We start from the raw sequence: 21,102 nt of genomic DNA on the forward strand, positions 1-21,102 counted from the left end.
TCGTTTTTTAATGTGCCGGCTGCCTGGCCGGGTACCGCTGGAAGTCAGTTGGGCCGGGCGCCTCCGGTGACCGTCACCAGCACGGAGGCGGCATCCGCGGCCGCGTTTCCGCGCCATGCGATGTGGTGGTCGGGACGAATGAGCACCGTGGGCGCGCCGTAGAGCGCCTGAATCCCGGCGTCGTCCACTTCCAGGACGTCGAGCCGGATGCCGAGCGCCTGTGCGGCCTGTCGCCACGCCGCGGCATCCCCGCGGTCGAACGACAGCAGCGTGAAGTCCCGGCCGAAGCGATCGAACAGCGGTGCGCCGTCGACCATCGCGTGCGGTGCCCGCGAGCCTGGCCAGCCGCTCGCCACGTAGTGGTTGGGGTCGTCGGGGGGCGGCGTGCCCGGCTCGCGCGCGACGATCGGGCTATCCAGGTATCGCACCCCAAGTTGCAGCCCGGGGATATTGATCTCGGCCGCCACATGCACGGCCAGCGCACGACCAAGTTCGGCGCGCGCCGCGTCACCCGGCGTGCCCTCCGTTTCCAGGCTTGGGGCGATCGGTACGTTGCCGATGCTGTCAGCCATGCGGCGCGCGAACGCGGTGTTGCGCACCGCCATCGGTCGGCGTTCGAGATCGTAGCTATCGAGCAGCGCCGGCGGCGCGCTCCCCTGCAGTACGGCCGCCAGCTTCCAGCCCAGGTTCACGGCGTCGTCGATCGACGTGTTGTAGCCCATGCCGCCCGTCGGGGTGAACAGGTGCGCGGCATCGCCGGCCAGGAAGCACCGGCCCGCGCCCAGGCGCGTGGCCACGAGCGTGTAGCCGGCCACCCACGGCATCATGCCGATCAGCCTGAAATCGTGCGGTGCGCCCACTACGGCCAGCGCCGTCGCACGCGGATCGATATCGCTCGGCTGCTGACCGTCCTTCAGCTGCACGGCCAGCAGGAACGTGTCGACGCCATCGATGGCGATCAGCAGCCCGCGCTGGCTGGCGTTCACGGCCCAGTACTGCCACGCCCGCTCCTTGCCCAGCACGTCGTACAGATCGCTGGACCGGAAGTAGATCGACAGCATCTGGCCGCCGAAGAAGTCGCGCTTCTCGGCGCCCTGCCCCTCGTACTGGATGCCGAGCGTCTTGCGCACGAGGCTGCGCGGGCCGTCGCATCCGACGACATAGCGCCCCGTCACGCGCCATGGCGCCTCGCCGTCATGCGGTGCGGCGTCCACCTCGACGCCATCGCCCAGGTCGGCAACCCTGACGGCCCGATGCCCGAAGCGCAGGTCGACACTCGGATACCTGGCGGCTTCGCGGCGCAGGATCGGTTCGATGTACATCTGCTGCGCCCGGTGCGGCAGCTCCGGCGTGGGCCATGCCGACGCGCCGTAGTCGCCAAACACTTCCCGGCTGGCCGCCTGCGCGCGGCTCGGCACGCGAAACCGCGACAGCTCGGCATGGGCCAGCCGCGTGCAGTAGACCAGGTCTTGCGGGTAATCCGGCGGCAGGCCCAGCGCCCGCACGTCAGCCGAAAAGCCACGGCGGCGGTAGTGCTCCATCGTGCGGGCGGAGGTGGCGTTGGCTTTCGGGAAGTCCGGCGGATCGACATCCTCTTCCAGCACAAGGCATCGCACACCGCGACAGCCCAGTTCGATGGCCAGCATCAATCCGGCCGGACCGCCGCCGACGATCACGACATCGGTATCCACGGTGTATGCAACTGATGTGTTCACAACTGACCTTCCTGTCTGCTTTGGATTAATTGACCGTGGCGCCGGTGCGCTTGATCAGCTCTGCATAGCGCTGGCTGTCGCGCGCCACCCATTCGGCCACGTCGTCGCCGCTGCCCGGCGCCGGCGAGAAGCCGAAGGTCGCCAGCTTTGCCTTCACGTCGGGGTCGCCCAGCGCCGTGCGCACGGCCTTGCCGATGGCGCTGACCGTCGCCGGCGGCGTGCCGGCCGGTGCCAGCAGTGCCACCCAGCTCGACGCCTCGAGGCCCGCGGGACCGCCGGCTTCGGCCAGCGTCGGCACGTTGGGCAGCACGGGAGACCGTACGCTGTCGGCCACTGCCAGCACACGCAATTTGCCCGCCTGGATCAGCGGACCCGCCGTGGCATAGGTGCCGAGCGCCCATGTAACCTCGCCGTTGGCCACGGCCGTGTAGAGCTGCGCGGTGTCCTTGTATGGGGCGTGCAGCATCTGCGTGCCCGTGGCGGCTTCGAGCTGTGCCGCGCCCAGGTGGCCGGTACTGCCGACCGCCCACGAGCCATAGGTCACGGCATCGGGCGCCTTCTTCGCCGCCGCGATCAGTTCGGGCACGGTGCGGATCGGGCTTTGCTGCGACACCACGATGAAGAAGGCCGTCCGGTACAGGCCGGTGACCGGCACGAAGTCGCGACGCGGGTCGTAGGGCAACCGCTTGAACAGGCCCGGATTGATCGCCAGGTGACCCACGTCGGCCACCACCAGTTCGTGCCCGGTGGCTGGCGCGCGCTTGCCCGCCTCCATCGCGATGAAGCCGTTGCCACCCGGGCGCGAATCAACGATTACCGGCTGGTTCCAGGCCTTGCCCAGCTGCTCGCCGAGCAGGCGCGACACGGCGTCGGGGCCGCTGCCGGCCGGGAACGGACTGATCAGCCGGACCGCGCGCGACGGAAAGGCCTGGGCGTGCGCCGGCGCTGCCGTCGCCAGCAGTGCGAGCGCCGCGCCGGCGGACATGGCCGCAACGGTCAGCAAGGCGCGAGGTGAGAATGCAATGGGCGCGGGGGCGCCGCCCGGCACGATGCGGCCAGCGTAGGGGCGTGTCATGAACTGTCTCCGTTTGATTCTTATGTATGTGTGACCACATCCTAGAAAGCCCCACTGACAACCAACAGATGGCAAAATTGCCCCGTCGATGCCTGTTTGGCATCAGTCACCGCGAATCGGGGCTGCCAATGAAGCTTCATCATCTGCGCGACTTTGTCGCCATTGCCGAGACACGGAGCATCCGTGGCGCCTCGCGCCAGCTCGGCCTGACCCAGCCGGCGCTCACGCGCAGCCTGCGCGAACTGGAGACCGAACTGGGCGCGCCGCTGCTTGAGCGGCACGCGCGCGGCGTGATCCCCACGCCTATCGGCCAGGCGTTCCTGCGTCGCGCGCATGCCGCCATGGAAGAAATCCGGCGGGCGCAGGAGGAAGTTGCGCAATTGCGTGGCACGCAGACGGGGAGCGTCGCGGTGGGTCTGTCCGGCGCCACCTGGCTTGGCCTGGTGCCCGAGGTGTTTCCCGCGTTTCGCAAGTCGCATCCGGACGTTCGCCTGCGGATGGTGGAAGGCTTCTTTCCGGCGCTGGAGGGCCGCCTGGCGGACGGCACGCTCGATTTCTACATTGGCCCCCGCCCCGAACGCATCGATGCCGACCGTTACAGCGTGGACCTGCTGTTCCAGAACGACCGGGTGGTTGCCGGGCGCCGCGGCCACCCGCTGCGTCAGGCCCGGCAACTGGCGGAACTGGTCAATGCGGAATGGATCCTGACCGGCGCCCGAGAGCCGCTGGACCGCGAGTTTGCCGAGGTGTTTGCCGGCTACGGCCTGAACCCGCCGGTAGCGATGGTTCAGGCGGAATCGATGATCGGGGTGGCGGCGCTGCTCTCCATGACCGACGCCCTCGCCCTGCTTCCCCGGCAGTGGATCGACTCGCCACTGTTCGCCGGCGTGGTGGAAATGATTGCCATCGCGGAGCGAATGGACAGCGCCGACATCGTTCGCATCGCGCGTGCCGGCCTGCCGCTGACGCCCGCGGCGTCGCATCTGGCCACGCTGTTCGAGCGCGAGGCCGGCCACTACGCCCGCCAGCGCGTGACGCGGCAGGCAATGCCCGGCTAGCCGACGCGTTCAGTCCGTGGCCGGTGGATTCGCGGCAATCCGCTCGAAAATCACACCCTGCGGCTTCCGCGTGTCGGGCAGCGGCGCGTGCGCAAGCGCTGCGGCCTCGGCTTCGGGCAGTCCGAGCGCCCGCAGGACGGCCAGGATCACCTGCTCGGGATAGTCGGCCGGCGCGCCGGGCCGCAGCATGGTGCCGATGCCGTACACGAGCGCCCCGAGCGACAGGTCGCGCGCCACTTCCACCTGCGCAATCGGGAATCGTCCGCTCGCGATGCCGATCTCCAGGTCGCGCGTCATGTAAGCGTCCAGCAGGCGCCCCCGCGAACCGCGCCGCGTGCCCACGCGCGTGATGAATGCGCCCCACAGCGGATAGCGGATCGCCATGTGCATGTAGAGCCGGCAGCCCACCGCCATGCGCATGGCCGGGTCATCGAACTGCCGCACCACCGGGTCGATCACCGCCAGCACCTCGTCGCTCACCTCGCCGGCCACTGCCGACAGCAGCTCGCCCGTGGTGCGGAAGTAGTTGTAGAACGTGCCCCGCGCCACGCCGGCAGCGGCGATGAAGTCGTCAATCATCGCGCCATCGGGCCCCTTTTCCGCGAAGACCACCAGGGCCGACTCCATCAGCCGGTTGCGCGTCTTTTCGCGGCGCAGGGCCGCCACGCGGGTGCGGTGGTCTTCCGTGCCGGCTTCAGGTATCTCGATCTCTGTATTGCCTGACATATCTGTCATTCCATGGAATGGATTGCATTCTAGCAGCATGTCGACTCCGGGTTTTTCCTAGGGCATTTTCATATTGATGAATTCGTCAACTTAACTAGAATTCGTCCTGACAAGTTCGTCAAGATGAAAACCGGAGACTCCAGGATGCGTTACGTCAGTTTTAAATTTCAGGGTAAGCGTGCCGTGGGGGTTCGCGAAGGCAGCCAGATCCGCGTGCTGGGCAATGAATCGCTGGAAGCGCTGCTTGCGCGTGGTGTGGACCTGCAGGCGTATGCCCGTCAGGCGTCCGGCGAGTTGCTCGACGCCGCCGACGTCACGCTGCTGCCCCCGCTGTCGCGCCCGCCCAAGATCATCTGCGTGGGGCTCAACTACGCGGACCACACCAAGGAAAGCCCGTACGAGCAGCCGAACTACCCGACCCTGTTCTTCCGCGTGCACACGAGCCTGGTCGCGCATGGGCAGCCGATGGTGCGTCCGGCCGTCGACGACAGCGCGGGCCTGGACTTCGAAGGCGAGGTAGCCGTGATCCTGGGCAAGGGCGGCCGCCATATCCGCAAGGAAGACGCGCTGTCGCACGTTGCGGGCTACTCGCTGTTCAACGATGGTTCGGTGCGCGAGTACCAGTTCAAGGCGCCGCAATGGACGGTGGGCAAGAACTTCGACGGCACCGGCGCGTTCGGGCCGGACCTCGTCACAGCCGATGAACTGCCGCCGGGGGCGCGCGGCCTGCAGTTGCACACGAAGCTGAACGGCCAGGTGGTGCAATCGGCCAGCACCGACGACATGATCTTCGACGTCGAGACGCTGATTGCGACCATCTCCGAAGCCATCACGCTGGAAGCGGGCGACGTGATCGTGTCCGGCACGCCGGCCGGCATCGGCTGGGCGCGCGAGCCGAAGCTGCTGATGCAGCATGGCGACGTGTGCGAGGTGGTTGTCGAAAAGATCGGCACGCTGTCGAGCCCCATCGTCGACGAAGCCAGGTAAATTCCCAGAAACGACCGCCGGCGACAATGAGCCGGCGGCGCACCCCGGAGACAGCCATGACCGAAATCCAGGCGGCACGGCCGCATGCGGCCGTGCATTCCATCGATCATTTCGCGCTGAACGTTCCGTCCGTCGCCGACGCCGCCCGCTTCTACCGCGCGTTCGGCCTTGGCGTGGAGACATCCGACGACGGCACCGAACTTGAGCTGCGCGCCGCCGACGGCCACCGCTGGGCGCGCATCCTGCCCGCCGCTGCCAAGTCGCTCGCATACCTGAGCTTCAACTGCTACGCGCGCGACTTCGACGCGCTGGCGCGCCAGGTCGAACAGTCCGGCGCCGTACGCGCCGACGCCCCGCCGGGTGCCGAGTCCGGTGGCCTGTGGTTCCACGATCCGGATGGCAACCTGCTGCAGGTGCGGGTCGGGCCCAAGACCAGCCCCAGCCCCAGCGCCAAGGCACCGCACGTCACGGTGGGTGCCGGCGCCAATGCACGCGGTGCGGTGATGCGCTCGCAGGTGCAAACGATACATCCGGAGCGGCTGTCGCACGTGCTGCTGTTCACGCCCGACGTGCTGCGCGCGATCGACTTCTATGCGCGTGCCATCGGCCTGCGCCTGTCCGACAAGTCGCTCGACATCATCGCCTTCACGCATGCCCCGCACGGAAGCGACCATCACCTGGTGGCGTTCGCGAAGAGCGGAGCACGCGGCTGGCATCACGCGGCGTGGGACGTGCGCGACCTTGACATGGTCGGCCAGGGCGCCGCCCAGATGGCCGCCGCAGGCTACACCCACGGCTGGGGCACGGGCCGCCACGTACTGGGCTCCAACTACTTCCACTACGTTCAGGATCCGTGGGGGTCGTTCAACGAGTATTCGGCCGACATCGATTTCGTCGCCGCTGATCACCCCTGGCCCGCGGGCGACTTCGCACCCGAGGATTCACTCTACCAATGGGGTCCGGACGTGCCGTCCGACTTCATCCACAACACGGAAGCGCCGGACTCCCCCGTGCACTAACCCCAGCAACCTGGCGTAACGCCCTCCGCATGGCAGCCGACCGCCTCGGCCGCCAGGGGAGCGTTCGCGCCTGCTACACGGAACGCATCATGACTGATACGCAGATCCTCGACGTGGCCATCGTCGGTTACGGCCCAGTGGGCCAATCCCTGTCCATCCTGCTCGGCGAACGGGGCTACCGCGTGGCGGCCTTTGACCGCTGGCCATCGCTCTACCCCTTGCCGCGCGCGGTATTCCACGATCACGAGATCCGCCGCGTGTTCCATGCCATCGGCATCGGCAACGCGGTGGCCGCCATTTCCCAGCCGTCGGCCGCATACCAGTGGTTCAACGCAGACTGGAAGACCCTGGTGGAGATCGACTGGTCGGCCGAGTCGATCAGCGACGGGCCGGTGGGCTACCTGTTCAACCAGCCCATGCTGGAGGGCCTGCTGGACGCCAGGGCGCGCTCGCTGCGGGCGGTAGAGGTCAACCAGGGCTGGGAAGCCACTGCACTGGTGCAGCACGACGATCACTGCCAGTTGCAGTTGCGCGACGGCGCCCTGCAGGACGGTCAATGGGTGCCGGACGGCCAGACGCGTACGGTGCGTGCGCGCTACGTGATTGGCGCCGACGGCGCCAACAGTTTCGTGCGCAAGGCGGTCGGGATCGGCCAGGACGACCTCGGCTTCCAGGAAGACTGGCTCGTCGTCGATATCCAGCCAGATCCCGGTGTGAAGCTCGACGTGCCAGACATCGGCCAGTGGTGCAATCCGGCGCGACCCACGACGATGGTGCCGGGCGGCCCCGGCTACCGTCGCTGGGAATTCATGCGGCTGCCGCACGAGACCATCGAGGATTTGCAAAAGCCCGAGAAAGTGTGGGAGCTGCTGTCGCCGTGGGTCGATCCCGGCAACGCGACGCTGGTGCGCCACGCGGTCTACAGGTTCCGTTCGCTGCTGGCTACGCAATGGCGCCATGGCCGCGTGCTGCTGGCGGGCGATGCCGCGCACCTGATGCCGCCGTTCATGGGCCAGGGCATGTGCTCCGGCATCCGTGACGCGTGGAACCTGGCGTGGCGTCTGGACCTGTTGCTTCGCGGCATCGCCACCGATGCGCTGCTCGACTCGTACACCGCCGAGCGCCTGCCGCAGGTGCGCGCCGTCATCGATGCGTCGATCGCCATGGGTCAGGTCGTCTGCATCGCCGATCCCGAAGCCGCCGCGCGCCGCGACGCCGCATTCCTGAGTGGCCAGGTACCGCCGCTGCCGCCCTTCCCCGGCCTGACCGGCGGCGTCATCAGCGCGGACTTCGGCGTCGCGGGCGTGGCCGGACTGCTCAGCGTGCATGGCCAAGTCGAGGATAGCGGGCGCACCGCGCGCTTTGACGACCTGCGCGCCGGCGGCTTCCACGTGATAGCCGTCGACGCCGATCCCGGCGAGTACATCGACGGGGAATCGGCCGGCCTGCTCACCCGGCTGGCCGGCAGCACGATCGGCGTGACGACCGATCCGAAACTGGTGCGCCCCGGCCGCTTGCTGCGCGACGTCAGCGGCCGCTATACGCGCTTTTTCGCGGAGCACGGCGTGCGCGTGATCGTGGTGCGCCCGGATTACTACGTCTACGGCGGCGTCAGCGATCCGGCACAGCTGCCCGCCCTGCTGGCACGACTGGGCCAGCAGTTGGCCCTGACCGACGACCCGCCGCAGCGCATGGCCGCCTGAGCGCCGGTACACAACTGTCTACGCCGAACGGGGCGCATTCCCTATCTTGGTCACCCCCTGCGCACCTCATAGAATCGACAGCACATTCCAGGACCGATAACGGAGACCATCGAACATGTCGCAAGCGGGAACAGGACGGAACGCGGACAGCTACCCTGCCATCAGTACGGGCCGACGCCAGGCGCTGGCCAGCGTCGTCGGCCTCACAGCCTCCGCCATGGGCGGGCTCGGGGTGGGCGCATCGCCGGCTGCGGCGGCTGAGCCGACTACGGTCGCATCGAACGCATTGGGGCGCATCGACGTCCACGCGCACTACGTTCCCCCCGAATACCGTGCCGCGCTCGAAGCCGCCGGCCACGGCAAGCCATCGGGCATGCCGGCGATACCCCAGTGGAGCGCCGCCGGGCACGTCGGCCTGATGGACAGCCTCGGCATTGCCACCGCCATGCTGTCCATCTCGGCACCCGGCCTGCATTTTGGTGACGATGCCGCCGCACGCCGACGGCGTGGTGATGGAGTCCAACTACCACGGCATCTATCTGGGTGATGCGCGCCTCGATCCCGTGTTCGCCGAACTGAACCGGCGCAAGGCCACCGTCTTCATCCATCCGACCGATCCGTACTGCCCCTGCTGCCAGAGATCCAGACGGAGCTCGACGACATCAAGGCAGACGTTGCGGAAGGCTGGCTGCGACCGGGTACCGCCCTGGCTGGAGGCTACGGTTCAAATATTGTTTCCTGGCGGGACAGCCAGCCCGTCACTATCTTCAAAGACCACCGCCAGATGGTTCGGTCGTTGGCGGAAAGTACGTCCATCCGCAGCAACGGGCATGCGTGGTGCACAGCCGAAGATAACCGGTGTATCGGCAATGTCGCGATGTGTTGGTGACCCTGGGTAATGGGGAGGTTTTGCTCGCTGAGAATGCCATGCTGCGGGCGCGGCTGGGTTCCGATGTGGTGGTGCTCAGGCAACGTCAAGACTGATGCGGCGGAAGTCGGTTTCCGGCCATGAAGAGACATTCGCCCACGTCGCTGTCCGGACGTCGGATGTCTGCTCCCAACCAAGAATCTGTCGTTCAGCCACACCACGGCATCGACATGGCGGCGTTCCCGAAGTCGAATGTCGTCTTCGCGGCGATCGCGGAAGCATCGCAGCCAGCGAGGTTAGGCGGCTCGCCAGCCCATGACTGCGATGACTTCGCGTTCAGCCGCCTCGGGACGCAACATGGCTGTCTCGCCGCTGTCGTCGACGGGATAGTGCCCAGAACAAGCCAGACAATCGATGATCCATCAACCTCTCGGCGGCCAGTAAGCAGCGCGCCCACTGATCATCCGTCACGGAAAGGCCAAGCTCCGAGGCCGCGGCGGCCACAATGATGGCCATTGCGTCGCTCCCGTGGCTCAGTTGCATCTCCATCATCATATCTACCCGGTGCTCGGCATGCCTCAGCCTTTCCGGACATAGATCGGTTTGATGGGAGCTGCCTGCGAGTTCCCGCCTGACCCGGCGAATGGCATGAAGCAGATTTTCTCGCTGCGAGGTTGGGAACATCATCTCGACATCCTGCACGCGGATATGCGACCGCTATCTAGCCAACGTGCAAGAGCGCGGAAGGCAGCTCGCGGCTGAGCACTGCCGACTGTACCGCCACGCCGATACCGTGCGCCTCGATGAGGTGCTGCACGTCTTGCATGGCGGCCTGAACCTCGGCCCGCGTAGCGGGGGGGAGGCCGTCGATATTGACGAACACCATTGAGGTATCCGGCAGCGTCTGGGTGTTAGCGGCCTGCCGCCAGGTCCACCGACGCGTCAGCACTTCAGCGGATGCCGCGAGAATGATCTCTCCCTCCGCAATGGGCTCGGGTGCCCCGCCATCCGGTGGGGCAAACCTGTCGCCTGGTCGCGCGCGCCGGAGTTGCAGTGCAGCGCTGGCAGGAACGGGGTGGACACCAACGGGCAGGAGGTGGCGAAGCGAAGCGATGGTACCGATATCAACCAGCGGGTTAATGGAAGGAAGCGCATCGCCCTTTGCGACCCGCCTGACGAGCGACTCAATCGAGCTGCGGTATTCCGACGCCCTCGCTCCAAAAAGCCGGAAGGCGTCCCGCCAGGCAGAGATCCGCGGATGCTCCGCAACGTTACCTGTGATCGAAGCGTGCGTACCATGCTCTGCAGCACGCAGGAGCGCGACGAGTTCCGGAGACGCCGAACGGTTGTCCCTGACCTGGACCAAGATGACCCCGCGGCAGTAGTGCGGATGATCACTAAAGATGTCGTCTGATACGAGGTACTCCATCACTTCCTTCCCCAACGCCTACCAGTTAGCAGGCGTATGCTTCAACACACTCGCGATGGCCGCGGCGACCACTCCAACGTTGCGCTGGTTCAGACCAGCCACGCACATACGGCCAGACCGCAAGAGGTACACGCCGTGCACCTCACGGAGGCAGTCGACCTGATCCGGACTCAGCCCTGTGTAGGTAAACATGCCGCGCTGATCCAGGTAACGTGATAGCGCCCGCCCTGCCACATGGCCTTCCAATCCGCTGTGCACTGCCTGACGCATGACCTGGATCCGCCCCCGCATGGCGGCAAGTTCCGCCGTCCAGTTCGAGCGCAGTGCAGCATCGCCAAGGACGCGTGCAATGATTCGTGCGCCGTGTGTCGGAGGATTGCTGTAGTTGGCGCGCACCGTGCAAGTGAGTTGGCCCAGCACGCGCGTGGCCTCTTCGCTGCTGCGGCAGACGACACTAAGGGCACCACAGCGTTCGCCATAGAGCGAGAAATTCTTCGAGAAGGAATTCGCAACCAGGCAGGTCACGCCCGCGTCGGTAAGCGCGCGAACCGCAAAGGCATCCTGCTCGAGGTCACTGCCGAAGCCCTGGTAGGCCATGTCAACGAACGCGATCAGACGACGCGCGCGGAGCACCGGGAGGATGGCCTCCCACTGCGCCTGGCTCAAGTCCACGCCGGTCGGGTTGTGGCAGCACGCGTGAAGAAGGACGATGCTCTCGGCAGGCAATCCTTCCACTGTCTTAAGCATATCCTCAAAGCGCAGACCCCCTGTGGCGCCGTCATAATACGGATATGTATTGACCTGAAATCCCGAGCCCTCGAAGACCACGCGGTGGTTTTCCCAGGAAGGGTCGCTAATCCAGACCTGCGAATCGGGAAAATAGCGTTTCAAAAAATCGCTTCCGACCTTTAGCGCACCGGACCCACCGATTGTCTGCAGTGTGGCGATCCGCGCTTCGCGCAGCGCGGCGCTATCGGCGCCGAACACCAATTCCTGCACTGCAGCGCGGTAGTCTGCAATGCCCGCCATGGGTAGGTACGGACGAGTGCGGCGCTGCGCGACCAATTCCCGCTCTGCCTCGTCCACCGCGGCCATGACCGGCAGTCGTCCGGCATCATCGAAATAGATGCCAATGCTCAGGTTGACCTTGTCGGAACGCGGGTCACGTTGAAAATCCTCGTTGAGGCTCAGAATGGGATCGCCTGCATAGGCGGTGACGTTATCGAACATAGCAAAAATCCTTGATTACTCTAATTTCCAACCGGCCTAGCTGAGCAGAAGCGCATCATCCGCGAGCGCTTCTCCACGTGTGCGTTCAAACATTGCCAGCAGATCCGGCACGTCGAGCCCGCGCCGTTGCTCGCCACTCACATCAAGGATCACGCGCCCCTCGTGGAGCATGATGGTTCGCTCCCCATAGTCGAGCGCCTGGCGCATGCTGTGAGTGACCATCATGGCGGTCAGTTTCCCCCGCCCCACGATCCGCGCGGTGAGATCCAGCACAAACGCGGCCGTCTTCGGGTCCAACGCCGCGGTGTGCTCGTCGAGCAGCAGGATTCGCGATGGGCGCAAGGAAGCCATCAGCAGGCTGACGGCCTGACGTTGCCCGCCGGACAGCAAGCCGATGCGGTCCTCCAGCCGGTTCTCGAGGCCGAGCTCAAGAATGCTCAACTTCTCCCTGAACATCTCACGCAGTTCCGCATTCACGGCAAAGCGGAGCCTGCGCGCGTCTCCGCGCCGCCATGCCAATGCCATGTTTTCCTCGATCGTGAGCGCTTCGCAGGTGCCGGCAAGCGGATCCTGGAATACACGAGCGACAAGGTGGCTGCGCTGCCAGGCATTCAGTCGCGTCACATTCTTTCCATCGATGCTGATGGAACCCTGGTCGACCTTCAGGTCGCCGCTCAGCGCATTGAGGAATGTGGACTTTCCCGCGCCATTCGAGCCGATGACGGTGACAAACTGGCCTGTCGGGATCGTGAGATCCAGGCCGCGCAGCGCGCGGTTCTCGATCGGTGTTCCCGGGTGAAACGTAATGGCAAGACCCTTGGCTTCCAGCATGATCAGGCCTCCTTCTGAACCTGCGAGCGAGGCACACGCAGCCTAGCGAGCTTTTGACGATATGCCGGCATCACGAGCGCAACGCCCACCAGCACCGCGGTGACCAGGTTCAGGTCCTGTGCCTTTAGGCCAATGAAATCCACGTTGAGAGCCAGAGCAATGAAGAAGCGATAGAGAATGGCACCCAGCACACATGCCAGTGTGGCGATGGGAAGGCTGCGGGACGGCATCAGCGTTTCCCCGATGATCACGGCGGCCAGGCCGATCACGATGGTGCCGATGCCCATGGAGACATCCGCGCCACCCTGTGACTGCGCAAAGAAGGCGCCCGCCAACGCGACAATGCCATTGGACAGTGCGAGTCCGAGTAGTGTGTGCCGGTCAGTGGAGATCCCCTGGGCTCGCGCCATGCGGGCATTGCCACCCGTGGCGCGCATCGCGAGACCATCCTCCGACGAAAAGTAGAGGTCCAGCACGACCTTGGCGACAATGACGGTCACGAGAAGCACCAGCGGTTTTAGCCAGTAGTCCGGCACGCCGTCGATCGCGAGCATGGTGAATATCGTCGGCTCGCTAATCAGCGCGACATTGGGCTTGCCCATGATGCGAAGATTGATCGAATACAGAGAAATCATCACCAGGATGCCCGCGAGCAGTTGCAGAATTTTCAGCCTGACATTGAGCCAGCCTGTGACGAAGCCAGATAGCGCCCCTGCGGCGAACGCTACGCTTGTCGCGAGGAACGGGTTCCAGCCCAACGTGATCAGCGTCGCCGCAACGGCTCCGCCAAGGGGGAAGCTGGCGTCGACCGTCAGGTCTGCAAAGTTAATAACGCGGAAGGACAGATACACGCCGAGAGCGACCAATCCGAAGATCAGGCCAATCTCCAACGCGCCCAGGGTTGCGATGAGCGACATGGTAAAACCTCTGAAAATGAACAGGCAGCGATGCGGAGGATTATTCGAAAACCTTTTTGGCGACCGACAGGAGATCACCAGGAATCACCACGCCTTGCTTGCGCGCCGCGGTTTGGTTGACTTCAAGCTCCAGTGTCTTGCTCAGCTCCGTCGGCATCTTCCCCGGCGCCTCTCCGCGTAGAATCCGGACCACCTGCTTGCCCGTCTGCCGCCCCAGGTCGTAGTAATTGAGGCTCAATGCGGCGGTGGCACCGCGCCGTACCATGTCCGTATCGGCTGCAACCACTGGAATGTGGGACTGGTTGGCGACCTTGGCCAACGATTCGAATGCTGACGTCACGTTGTTGTCGGTCGGGGCGTAGAAAACATCGATTTTTCCCACCAGGCTCTGCGCGGCGCTCGCAACGTCGACAGTCCGGGGCGCGGCGCTTTCAACGACCGTCAGCCCCGCGGCAGTTGCCGCCCGCTTCAATCCCTCTACCAGGACGACAGAATTCGCCTCACCGGGGCTGTAGACCACCCCGATCCGCTTCGCGCCCGGCACCAACTGCTTGACAAGCTTCACGTGCTGGTCGAGCGGCGACATGTCGGACACTCCGGTCACGTTGCCACCTGTGGCCTGCCATGATTTCACGAGCTTTGCTGCGACAGGGTCGGTCACCGCGCTGAAGACAACGGGGATGTCGCGCGTGGCAGCGACGACGGCCTGCGCCGACGGTGTGGCAATTGCCACAATAACATTGGGACGATCCCCGATGAACTTGCGTGCTATCTGCGCCGCGATACCGTTGTTTCCTTGCGCGCTTTGATACTCCAATTGCAGATTCTTTCCCAGTACGTAGCCGGACTCGCTAAGCTCGTCTGAGACGCCTTTCGTGGCGGCATCCAACGCCGGGTGATCCACGATTGCCGTCATCGCCACCCTGGCTTCGGCGGCGTCCACGCCGCTGGCAACGAAGATCAGGCCGCAAAATGCCGCGTGAATGAGGGCGTTTTTCATAGTCTCTTCCTTCTTATCCTTAGGGGGCACAGAGCTTTCGCCTTATGGATTGACGTAAGCGGTCTTTACTGTCGTGTAAAACTCGGCGGCGTATCTTCCTTGTTCGCGCGGCCCGTAGCTCGAACCCTTCCGGCCACCAAATGGCACGTGCGGGTCGACACCGGCCGTCGGTGCGTTGATCATGACCATCCCGGCCTGCGCCCCACGCTTGAAGCGCTGCGCATGCTTGAGCGAGGTCGTTACCACTCCCGACGACAATCCGAATGGGGTGTCGTTCGCGACGTCAATGGCCTCCTCGAGGCTTGCGACACGAATCACGCTCGCCACGGGTCCGAATACCTCCTCGCGGTTAATACGCATCGCATTCGTGGTCTGCGTGAAGAGCGTGGGCTGGAGGTAAAAGCCCGGTTTCCCGTCGATCTTCGGCAACGCTTCGCCACCGAAAGCCAAGGTCGCCCCCTCATGCCGAGCGATCTCGATGTAGTCGAGATCCTGTTGCAATTGCTTGGCGTCGACGACAGGCCCCATCTTGGTGTCAGGGTGCCGGGCATCACCAACCGTCAGTGCAGTCAGACGCTCGCGCAATCCCGCAACGAACCGGTCGTGGATACCGTCACTCACGATGAGACGCGAAGAGGCAGTGCAGCGCTGCCCGGAGGAGAAGTACGCACCATTGACGGCACAGTCCACCGCGACGTCCAGATCCGCATCGTCGAGGACAACCAGAGGGTTTTTCCCGCCCATCTCAAGCTGAAATTTCGCCATCGTGCCCGGCCGGCCAACGCACCCCTGCGCCACCTGCCGACCGGTCGCTTCCGATCCGGTAAAGCTGACTGCCTGAATGCGGGGGTCCGTGAACAGCAGATCCCCAACGTCTCGGCCACGGGACATGACGAGGTTGAACGTGCCCGCCGGCAGGCCTGCACGGCTGACCATCTCTGCCAGTGCCCACGCGCTGCCCGATACCAGGTCGGCGGGCTTGAAAACGACCGCATTGCCGTAGGCAAGCGCGGGCGCAATCTTCCAGGCCGGAATGGCCATCGGAAAATTCCACGGCGTGATAATGCTGACGACCCCGACCGGTTCGCGCGTGATCTCCACCTCCATCCCCGGCCGGATCGAGCCGACAACCTCGCCAGCGATGCGGAGCGCTTCGCCGGCATAGAACTTGAAGATCTGCCCAGCGCGTACCACTTCACCGATTGCCTCGGGAAGTGTTTTGCCCTCCTCCCGCGCCAGCAGGTCGCCCAGTTCTGACTTGCGCGCCAGGATTTCGCTGCCGACCATATCGAGAGCGTCGAAACGCTGCTGCGGCGTACTCGCAGCCCAACACGGCTGCGCTTGCGCGGCGGCCCCGATGGCGGTCTCGACCTGGGTGCGACTCGCTCTGGCGTAGACGCCGATAACATCTAGTGTGTCCGAGGGGTTGATGTTCTCGGAGGAGGAATCGCCGGCCACCCAGTCGCCCGCGATGTAGTTGCAGTAGACAGGAGAATACTCAGGCACGATGTTCCGCCTCCGGATACAACCCCCGGACGCGCCCAAACAGGCGGGCCAAGCCCAGCAATGCATCAATATTCGGCGTCTGGATGCCAAGATGTTGGCCGAGTTCCCGGACAGCAGAGACAATGCTGTCGAGCTCAATGGCACGACCGGCCTCCACGTCCTGGAGCATCGAGCTCTTGAATGCGCCAAGCTTCGCGGTCACAACGTGCCGGTCCTCCGGACTCTGTTCGATCGCACAGCCGATCCGAGCGCCGATCTGCGACGCCTCCGCCATGGCCGACGAACAGAAAGCGCGCACCAAGGGGTCCGCCAGCACCCTGTCTACCGTCGCACCGGTGATGGCGGATACGGGGTTCATCGTCAGATTGCCCCAAAGCTTGTACCAGATGTCCTGACGAATCCCGGTGGAAAGCGTGACATCGAATCCAGCCCGGCAGAGCAGCTGGGCGACCCGCCGGGCACGCGCACTCTCCCCGCCCTCCGGCTCGCCGACGATGAGTCCATTGCCAATCTTGTGGGCGACCAGCCCCGGCTCCGGCGTGGAGGTGCTGGCATGCACCACGGCGCCCAAGACATGACGCTGCGGGATAGCGCGCGCAATGCTGCCGCCCGGATCCACACTTTCCAGCGTTTTGCCGCGGAGCGCCTCCACACCCCCTGCAAACCACCAGGGCACGCCGTTCATGGCAGGCAGTACAACGGTGTCCTGCGTGATCAGCGGAGCAATCTCGGCGGCGACCTGCACAAGAGCCGGGCCCTTTACCGCGATGATGACGAGCTCCTGAGGACCGAGCTCCGATGCGCTGTGGCTCGCGCGGACCGGACTACTCACGGTACGCTCGGCTGTGCGGAGTCGCCAGCCATGCTGGCGCAAGGCCTCGAGTGTCTTGCCGCGTGCCAGAGCGCTAACCTCGACATCGTCCAGCGCAGCAAGCTTGGCGCCGAGAAAACCGCCGATCGCGCCGGCCCCGACAATACAGATCTTCTTCATACGGTATCTCCCTTGCAAAGGCGAAGATTCTCCTTGAAATGCTCGGGGACGCGTTCGTCAAATCCGAGCGCGACGCGCCGAACTTCAGGCGAATCCGTGGGAGCGTGTCCCACGCCCAGCGCGCTCGCACGAGGCGCATCGATGGCGATCACCTTGCCACCGACTCTGCCCAGGCCAGTGATTTCGCACTCCACCGTTTGCCCGGCGTCCACGCTACGCGAGTGACAGGGCGTTCCCATTAGGATGACGTCGCCCGGAACTAGCGTGATGTGTCGAGCGATGTCGGCAACGACGTAGTGAGGTCCCCAGATCGTTTCCTCGCCAATGTGCGCTTCCTGAACGATCCGGCCATTCACGTACGTACGCAGTGTCTGTTCAAACAGATTGATGCCTCGAACGATTCCGGGACCAATGGGGAGCAGCGTGTCTGCACCTTTCACGCGCAGCATGCTGCCCTGATCGGTATCCCGGAAATCCTGCAAGCCCATATCCAGGGCTGGACAGAATCCTTCGATGTAGTCCCACGCCTCATCTGGCGTCACGTTGCGGCAGGTCCGTCCAATGACCACCGCATATTCGCCCTCATAGTTCAGATAGCGACAATCCGCGGGCTTGTGAATCTGCCCGCCATGGCCGTTGAGCGATGTCGGCGGCTTGGTGAAATACGTCGGCGTCTCCGTAGGTCGTGGCTTGTTTCGCGTCTCCACGCTTCGCGAGGTGTAGCTGATGTGGATCGCGATGATCTTTGAGGGGCTTACCGGGGACAGGTAGACCTGCGCGTCGGCTACCAGCGTCCGGCCGTCGTCCAGTTTCAGCTTTCCCTTATCGGGACCGCTCTCGACCATGGTGCCCCAGAACGCGCTGCCTCCGATCAGCACGCGTCGACGCTCGACGCGAGGTCCCCGCATAACGGCCGGAAGCTCCTGGAGTGGAAATTCAAACGTCACAATGCCCCCTCCCCTTGCGCAGCCGCGAGCGCCGCGGAGCTCGCTTGCGTGTCAAACCAAACGTGGATGTTGCCGGTGCCGCGGGCGTTCTCGTACTCAGAAAGCGCTTCCCCTTTTACACGGCACTCGGTCCCGCCGATTGCGCCGAGCATCTGCAGATAGTGCGCACCAAACGCTTCCCACGGCAACCGTCTGTATTCGTCATTCCAGCGATCCAGGATGAGGTCATGCCGCCCTTCCTGCATCAGCTCGATCGCGCCCTTGTCGCTGACGACGTTCTCTGGCGATGAGACGTTGCTCTCGTGGAAGATCCGCGGGTGTTTGGGCTTCCAGTCGATACCATTGAACTTGTGGCTGAGGGCTCCGGACGCCAGCAGAACGACGCGCAGGTCACTTCGGCGAATGGCCTCGCCGATGGCTTCGCCCGACGTAACGAAATGCGGCCAATCGCAGTTCTGGCACGAACTCGCCGTCACGACGGGTAAGTCGGACAGTTCGAGCCAAAGGTGCTTGATCAGATTGACCGTCGCATAGTGTCGCCCCAGGTCCGGGTGGCTGACGGCACGGTTGAATCCACCGCGTTCACGCGAGACCGCCTCGATGGCCAGCGCCAACTCGGGATGTCCACGGTAGCGGTACGGCACGCCATGCAAGTACCACGGCATCTCGTCGGAGAGGTAAGTTCCCTCGTAGTGGTCGCCACCATCTACCAGGTGGTAGCCGGTCGTGAACCAATGGCTATCAAAGATCACGACAACATCCGGCTTGGCCGCCGTAATGCGCTCCCGCAAACGCGCGTAGCCTGCAATCAAGTCCGAATCCTCGCCTGCGCCCATGGCGCGACGGAATTCTTCGCACTGCATCAGACCAGGATGGTGCGACGCAATGGCTGCGCCTACAATCTGTCCCATCATTCGCTCCTATCGATGCGCAAAGCTTGCGCGAAACGGTTGTTTCGGCACGACGACATCCTTGACGTCGCAAAAGAATTCGAAGCTCCAGTCGCCGCCTTCTCGCCCGATGCCACTACGCTTGATGCCGCCAAATGGCGCTGCCAGGTCCCGGATGCCAAAGCTGTTCACCCAGATGAAGCCGGTACGCACACGTTCGGCTACGGCCGTCGCATGGGTCATCTCGCCATAGCACACCCCGCCGAGTCCATAATCTGTGCCGTTGGCCATGTCGATCGCCTGCTCGTCCGTCGCAAAAGTTTGCAGCGTCAGCACTGGACCAAACACTTCCGTCTGCACGATCTCGTCGGATTGCTTGACGTTCGATAGCATCGTCGGCGCATAGTATTGAGGCCCGAACGGATGCGGCTTCCCGCCCCACTCCAGATGCGCACCGGCGGACACTGCACGGTCCACAAATGCCGCGACGCGTTCCACCTGACGCGGGTGAATGATCGGTCCGATTTCAGTCGCTTCATCGCGCGGGTCGCCGATGACCAGCTTTTCTACATGGCCTCGCAGGCTGTGCACAAACTGCTGGGCGATCTTCTCGTGGACCAACAAGCGCGTCCCTGCCAGGCAAACCTGACCCGCATTGCGGTACATGAGGGCCGCCGTGGCTGCGGCGCCTTCGAGATCCGCGTCCTCGAGTACGATGAACGGACTCTTGCCCCCCAGTTCCAGGCTGCAGGGCACCAGGTTCGCGCCGGCGGCTTGCGCGATCCACTTCGCGGTAGGAACACTGCCGGTGAACGACACCCGGGCGATGCGCGGATCACTCACAAGCTTCGCTCCGGCGTTCGCGCCGGTGCCCTGCACGACATTGAATACGCCTGGCGGCAACTCCGCTGCGTGTGCGGCATCGGCAAGCAACGAGCATGTAAGAGGCGCCCATTCTGGCGGCTTGAGAATGCAGGTGTTGCCCGCAGCAAGCGCCGGACCGAGCTTCCACGTGGACAACATCAAGGGAGAGTTCCACGGCGTGATAATGACCACTACGCCCGCGGGATCATGCTTGACGATGTGGTGTGCCTGCTCCGTGTCGATAGGGCGATCCTGCAAATCCAGCGCGTGCTGCGCGAACCAGGAAATGTTCTGCATTGCGCGCGGCACCACCCCGTGATGCATGCGCGATCGCAAGACACCTGCATCGGTGCTCTCGACAGTCGCGAAGGCGTTTGCACGCTTGCCAATCTCTTTCGCAAAGCGATCGAGATAGGGCTGCCGTTGCGCGGCGCTCAGCGCCGACCATGCCGGAAAGGCCTGTTCGGCCGCCCGGATCGCGGCGTCCACATTTTCGGCGCTTGCTTCGGCTACGCGGCCGAGCGGACTTTGGTCAATCGGGCAGAAGAGCTCAAACGTACTTTCAGCCGCCACCCGCTGGCCATTGATGTAGTGGTCTGGCGAAATGGAAATGCCGCCGACCACGATGGGTTCAGTACTCATTGTCAGGATCCTGAGCGGACAAATGTTTCCGCGAAAAGGTTGTGCTGTGGATAGCAACCACACGCGTGGCGTCGGCCGCGAAGTTCGGGCCAGTGCCGTCGCCGGTCAGCCCACTTCAGTAGTCTGCTGTCCGATTTGCTGTGGATCCGGCATACCGCGCAGCGAGAGCGCGAGTCGCCTGCGCCAGGAGCGTTGCATCCACCCCGACCGCGACGAATCTCGCACCAAGCTCGATGTACCGGCGAGCAAGTGCTTCGTCGGTTGCCAGGATTCCGGGCGCCTTGCCGGCGCGCAGAATGTCTTCGATGGCGCGCTCGATCGCTGCGCGGACCGCGTCATGGCCGGGCTGACCGCGGTATCCCATGGATGCGGCGAGGTCTGCGGGACCGATGAAGACGCCATCCACGCCATCTACTGCGGCGATGGCATCAAGTTGCGCGAGACCCGCGAGCGTTTCCACTTGAACCAACAGCGACACGCAATCGTTGGCTTCATTTAGGTAGGCTGAATAGGCACTCCATCGCGACGAGCGCGCCAGACCGCTGCCCACGCCACGCGTTCCCTCCGGGGGATAGCGTGTAGCGCGCGCCAACATCTCGGCCTGCGCACCGCTTTCCACCATCGGAATTAGGGATGGTCTGAAAAACCTCTGCCAACGGAAGGGCGGCAGAGACGTTAAATGAGGATCACGAAAGCTGCATGAC

The 21,102-nt window shown here is 64.3% G+C and carries 19 protein-coding genes; 5 read left to right on the forward strand and 14 right to left on the reverse strand.

Going from position 1 to position 21,102, the window contains the following annotated elements; translation table 11 throughout:
- Positions 1–44: 44 nt before the first annotated feature.
- Positions 45–1,715 carry an FAD-dependent monooxygenase gene (locus J8I34_RS26130; protein WP_371748138.1) on the reverse strand — a complete coding sequence of 557 codons (1,671 nt, stop codon included), beginning with the start codon at positions 1,713–1,715 and terminating at the stop codon, positions 45–47.
- A gap of 25 nt (positions 1,716–1,740) precedes the next feature.
- Positions 1,741–2,790 carry a Bug family tripartite tricarboxylate transporter substrate binding protein gene (locus J8I34_RS26135; protein WP_245176143.1) on the reverse strand — a complete coding sequence of 350 codons (1,050 nt, stop codon included), beginning with the start codon at positions 2,788–2,790 and terminating at the stop codon, positions 1,741–1,743.
- A 128-nt stretch (positions 2,791–2,918) separates the two neighbouring features.
- On the opposite strand from J8I34_RS26135, the gene J8I34_RS26140 reads away from it, so the two are divergent.
- Positions 2,919–3,848 (forward strand): LysR substrate-binding domain-containing protein, encoded by a 930-nt coding sequence (locus J8I34_RS26140; protein ID WP_245176144.1) that lies wholly within the window; start codon positions 2,919–2,921, stop codon positions 3,846–3,848.
- A gap of 9 nt (positions 3,849–3,857) precedes the next feature.
- On the opposite strand, the gene J8I34_RS26145 is transcribed toward J8I34_RS26140, so the two are convergent.
- Complete coding sequence (locus J8I34_RS26145) at positions 3,858–4,574, reverse strand: TetR/AcrR family transcriptional regulator (RefSeq protein ID WP_245176145.1); 717 nt, start codon at positions 4,572–4,574, stop codon at positions 3,858–3,860.
- A 144-nt stretch (positions 4,575–4,718) separates the two neighbouring features.
- Between J8I34_RS26145 and J8I34_RS26150 the strand changes: the two genes are divergently transcribed.
- From J8I34_RS26150 to J8I34_RS26165, 4 genes are all read left to right on the forward strand, one after another.
- Positions 4,719–5,561, forward strand: a complete 843-nt coding sequence (locus J8I34_RS26150; protein ID WP_209807337.1) for a fumarylacetoacetate hydrolase family protein — start codon at positions 4,719–4,721, stop codon at positions 5,559–5,561.
- 56 nt (positions 5,562–5,617) lie between these two features.
- A complete protein-coding gene (locus J8I34_RS26155) occupies positions 5,618–6,580 on the forward strand; it encodes a VOC family protein (RefSeq protein WP_209807338.1) in 963 nt (320 codons plus the stop codon).
- 89 nt (positions 6,581–6,669) lie between these two features.
- On the forward strand, positions 6,670–8,283 hold the full coding sequence (mhpA, locus tag J8I34_RS26160) for a bifunctional 3-(3-hydroxy-phenyl)propionate/3-hydroxycinnamic acid hydroxylase MhpA (protein WP_209807339.1): 1,614 nt from the start codon (positions 6,670–6,672) through the stop codon (positions 8,281–8,283).
- A gap of 115 nt (positions 8,284–8,398) precedes the next feature.
- A complete protein-coding gene (locus J8I34_RS26165) occupies positions 8,399–8,830 on the forward strand; it encodes a hypothetical protein (protein WP_209807340.1) in 432 nt (143 codons plus the stop codon).
- Positions 8,831–9,872: 1,042 nt separating this feature from the next.
- Here the strand turns inward: J8I34_RS26165 and J8I34_RS26170 are convergent.
- From J8I34_RS26170 to J8I34_RS26220, 11 genes are all read right to left on the reverse strand, one after another.
- Positions 9,873–10,580, reverse strand: a complete 708-nt coding sequence (locus tag J8I34_RS26170) for a B3/B4 domain-containing protein (RefSeq protein WP_209807341.1) — start codon at positions 10,578–10,580, stop codon at positions 9,873–9,875.
- Between the two features lie 18 nt (positions 10,581–10,598).
- Positions 10,599–11,810: an amino acid aminotransferase gene (locus J8I34_RS26175; RefSeq protein WP_209807342.1), complete on the reverse strand. Its 1,212-nt coding sequence runs from the start codon at positions 11,808–11,810 to the stop codon at positions 10,599–10,601.
- 36 nt (positions 11,811–11,846) lie between these two features.
- A complete protein-coding gene (locus J8I34_RS26180) occupies positions 11,847–12,641 on the reverse strand; it encodes an ABC transporter ATP-binding protein (protein WP_029050015.1) in 795 nt (264 codons plus the stop codon).
- A 2-nt stretch (positions 12,642–12,643) separates the two neighbouring features.
- A complete protein-coding gene (locus J8I34_RS26185) occupies positions 12,644–13,558 on the reverse strand; it encodes an ABC transporter permease (RefSeq protein ID WP_029050016.1) in 915 nt (304 codons plus the stop codon).
- Between the two features lie 40 nt (positions 13,559–13,598).
- Positions 13,599–14,558, reverse strand: a complete 960-nt coding sequence (locus tag J8I34_RS26190; protein ID WP_209807343.1) for an ABC transporter substrate-binding protein — start codon at positions 14,556–14,558, stop codon at positions 13,599–13,601.
- Positions 14,559–14,600: 42 nt separating this feature from the next.
- The gene (locus tag J8I34_RS26195) at positions 14,601–16,064 is read right to left on the reverse strand and encodes an aldehyde dehydrogenase family protein (RefSeq protein ID WP_371748139.1); all 1,464 of its coding nucleotides are present in this window, start codon (positions 16,062–16,064) and stop codon (positions 14,601–14,603) included.
- The gene (locus J8I34_RS26200) at positions 16,057–17,055 is read right to left on the reverse strand and encodes a 2-dehydropantoate 2-reductase (protein ID WP_209807344.1); all 999 of its coding nucleotides are present in this window, start codon (positions 17,053–17,055) and stop codon (positions 16,057–16,059) included. The genes J8I34_RS26195 and J8I34_RS26200 overlap by 8 nt, the downstream gene beginning before the upstream one ends.
- The gene (locus J8I34_RS26205; RefSeq protein ID WP_371748140.1) at positions 17,052–17,933 is read right to left on the reverse strand and encodes a fumarylacetoacetate hydrolase family protein; all 882 of its coding nucleotides are present in this window, start codon (positions 17,931–17,933) and stop codon (positions 17,052–17,054) included. The genes J8I34_RS26200 and J8I34_RS26205 overlap by 4 nt, the downstream gene beginning before the upstream one ends.
- Before the next feature lie 65 nt (positions 17,934–17,998).
- Positions 17,999–18,913: a DODA-type extradiol aromatic ring-opening family dioxygenase gene (locus tag J8I34_RS26210; RefSeq protein WP_209807346.1), complete on the reverse strand. Its 915-nt coding sequence runs from the start codon at positions 18,911–18,913 to the stop codon at positions 17,999–18,001.
- Between the two features lie 9 nt (positions 18,914–18,922).
- Positions 18,923–20,398 carry an aldehyde dehydrogenase family protein gene (locus tag J8I34_RS26215; RefSeq protein WP_209807347.1) on the reverse strand — a complete coding sequence of 492 codons (1,476 nt, stop codon included), beginning with the start codon at positions 20,396–20,398 and terminating at the stop codon, positions 18,923–18,925.
- Between the two features lie 115 nt (positions 20,399–20,513).
- Positions 20,514–21,102: aldolase/citrate lyase family protein (locus J8I34_RS26220; protein ID WP_245176146.1), on the reverse strand; the 589-nt coding region annotated here is incomplete at its 5' end.

Origin of the sequence: Cupriavidus phytohabitans (genome assembly GCF_017815025.1) — a bacterium.
In the GTDB taxonomy this organism is placed as follows: domain Bacteria; phylum Pseudomonadota; class Gammaproteobacteria; order Burkholderiales; family Burkholderiaceae; genus Cupriavidus.

Excerpts from the sequence above, each read along its gene's own strand:
- J8I34_RS26135 (WP_245176143.1), bottom strand. The coding sequence starts at position 2,790 with ATGACACGCCCCTACGCTGGCCGCATCGTGCCGGGCGGCGCCCCCGCG.
- J8I34_RS26140 (WP_245176144.1), top strand. The coding sequence starts at position 2,919 with ATGAAGCTTCATCATCTGCGCGACTTTGTCGCCATTGCCGAGACACGG.
- J8I34_RS26145 (WP_245176145.1), bottom strand. The coding sequence starts at position 4,574 with ATGTCAGGCAATACAGAGATCGAGATACCTGAAGCCGGCACGGAAGAC.
- J8I34_RS26150 (WP_209807337.1), top strand. The coding sequence starts at position 4,719 with ATGCGTTACGTCAGTTTTAAATTTCAGGGTAAGCGTGCCGTGGGGGTT.
- J8I34_RS26155 (WP_209807338.1), top strand. The coding sequence starts at position 5,618 with ATGACCGAAATCCAGGCGGCACGGCCGCATGCGGCCGTGCATTCCATC.
- mhpA (WP_209807339.1), top strand. The coding sequence starts at position 6,670 with ATGACTGATACGCAGATCCTCGACGTGGCCATCGTCGGTTACGGCCCA.
- J8I34_RS26165 (WP_209807340.1), top strand. The coding sequence starts at position 8,399 with ATGTCGCAAGCGGGAACAGGACGGAACGCGGACAGCTACCCTGCCATC.
- J8I34_RS26170 (WP_209807341.1), bottom strand. The coding sequence starts at position 10,580 with ATGGAGTACCTCGTATCAGACGACATCTTTAGTGATCATCCGCACTAC.
- J8I34_RS26175 (WP_209807342.1), bottom strand. The coding sequence starts at position 11,810 with ATGTTCGATAACGTCACCGCCTATGCAGGCGATCCCATTCTGAGCCTC.
- J8I34_RS26180 (WP_029050015.1), bottom strand. The coding sequence starts at position 12,641 with ATGCTGGAAGCCAAGGGTCTTGCCATTACGTTTCACCCGGGAACACCG.
- J8I34_RS26185 (WP_029050016.1), bottom strand. The coding sequence starts at position 13,558 with ATGTCGCTCATCGCAACCCTGGGCGCGTTGGAGATTGGCCTGATCTTC.
- J8I34_RS26190 (WP_209807343.1), bottom strand. The coding sequence starts at position 14,558 with ATGAAAAACGCCCTCATTCACGCGGCATTTTGCGGCCTGATCTTCGTT.
- J8I34_RS26200 (WP_209807344.1), bottom strand. The coding sequence starts at position 17,055 with ATGAAGAAGATCTGTATTGTCGGGGCCGGCGCGATCGGCGGTTTTCTC.
- J8I34_RS26210 (WP_209807346.1), bottom strand. The coding sequence starts at position 18,913 with ATGGGACAGATTGTAGGCGCAGCCATTGCGTCGCACCATCCTGGTCTG.
- J8I34_RS26215 (WP_209807347.1), bottom strand. The coding sequence starts at position 20,398 with ATGAGTACTGAACCCATCGTGGTCGGCGGCATTTCCATTTCGCCAGAC.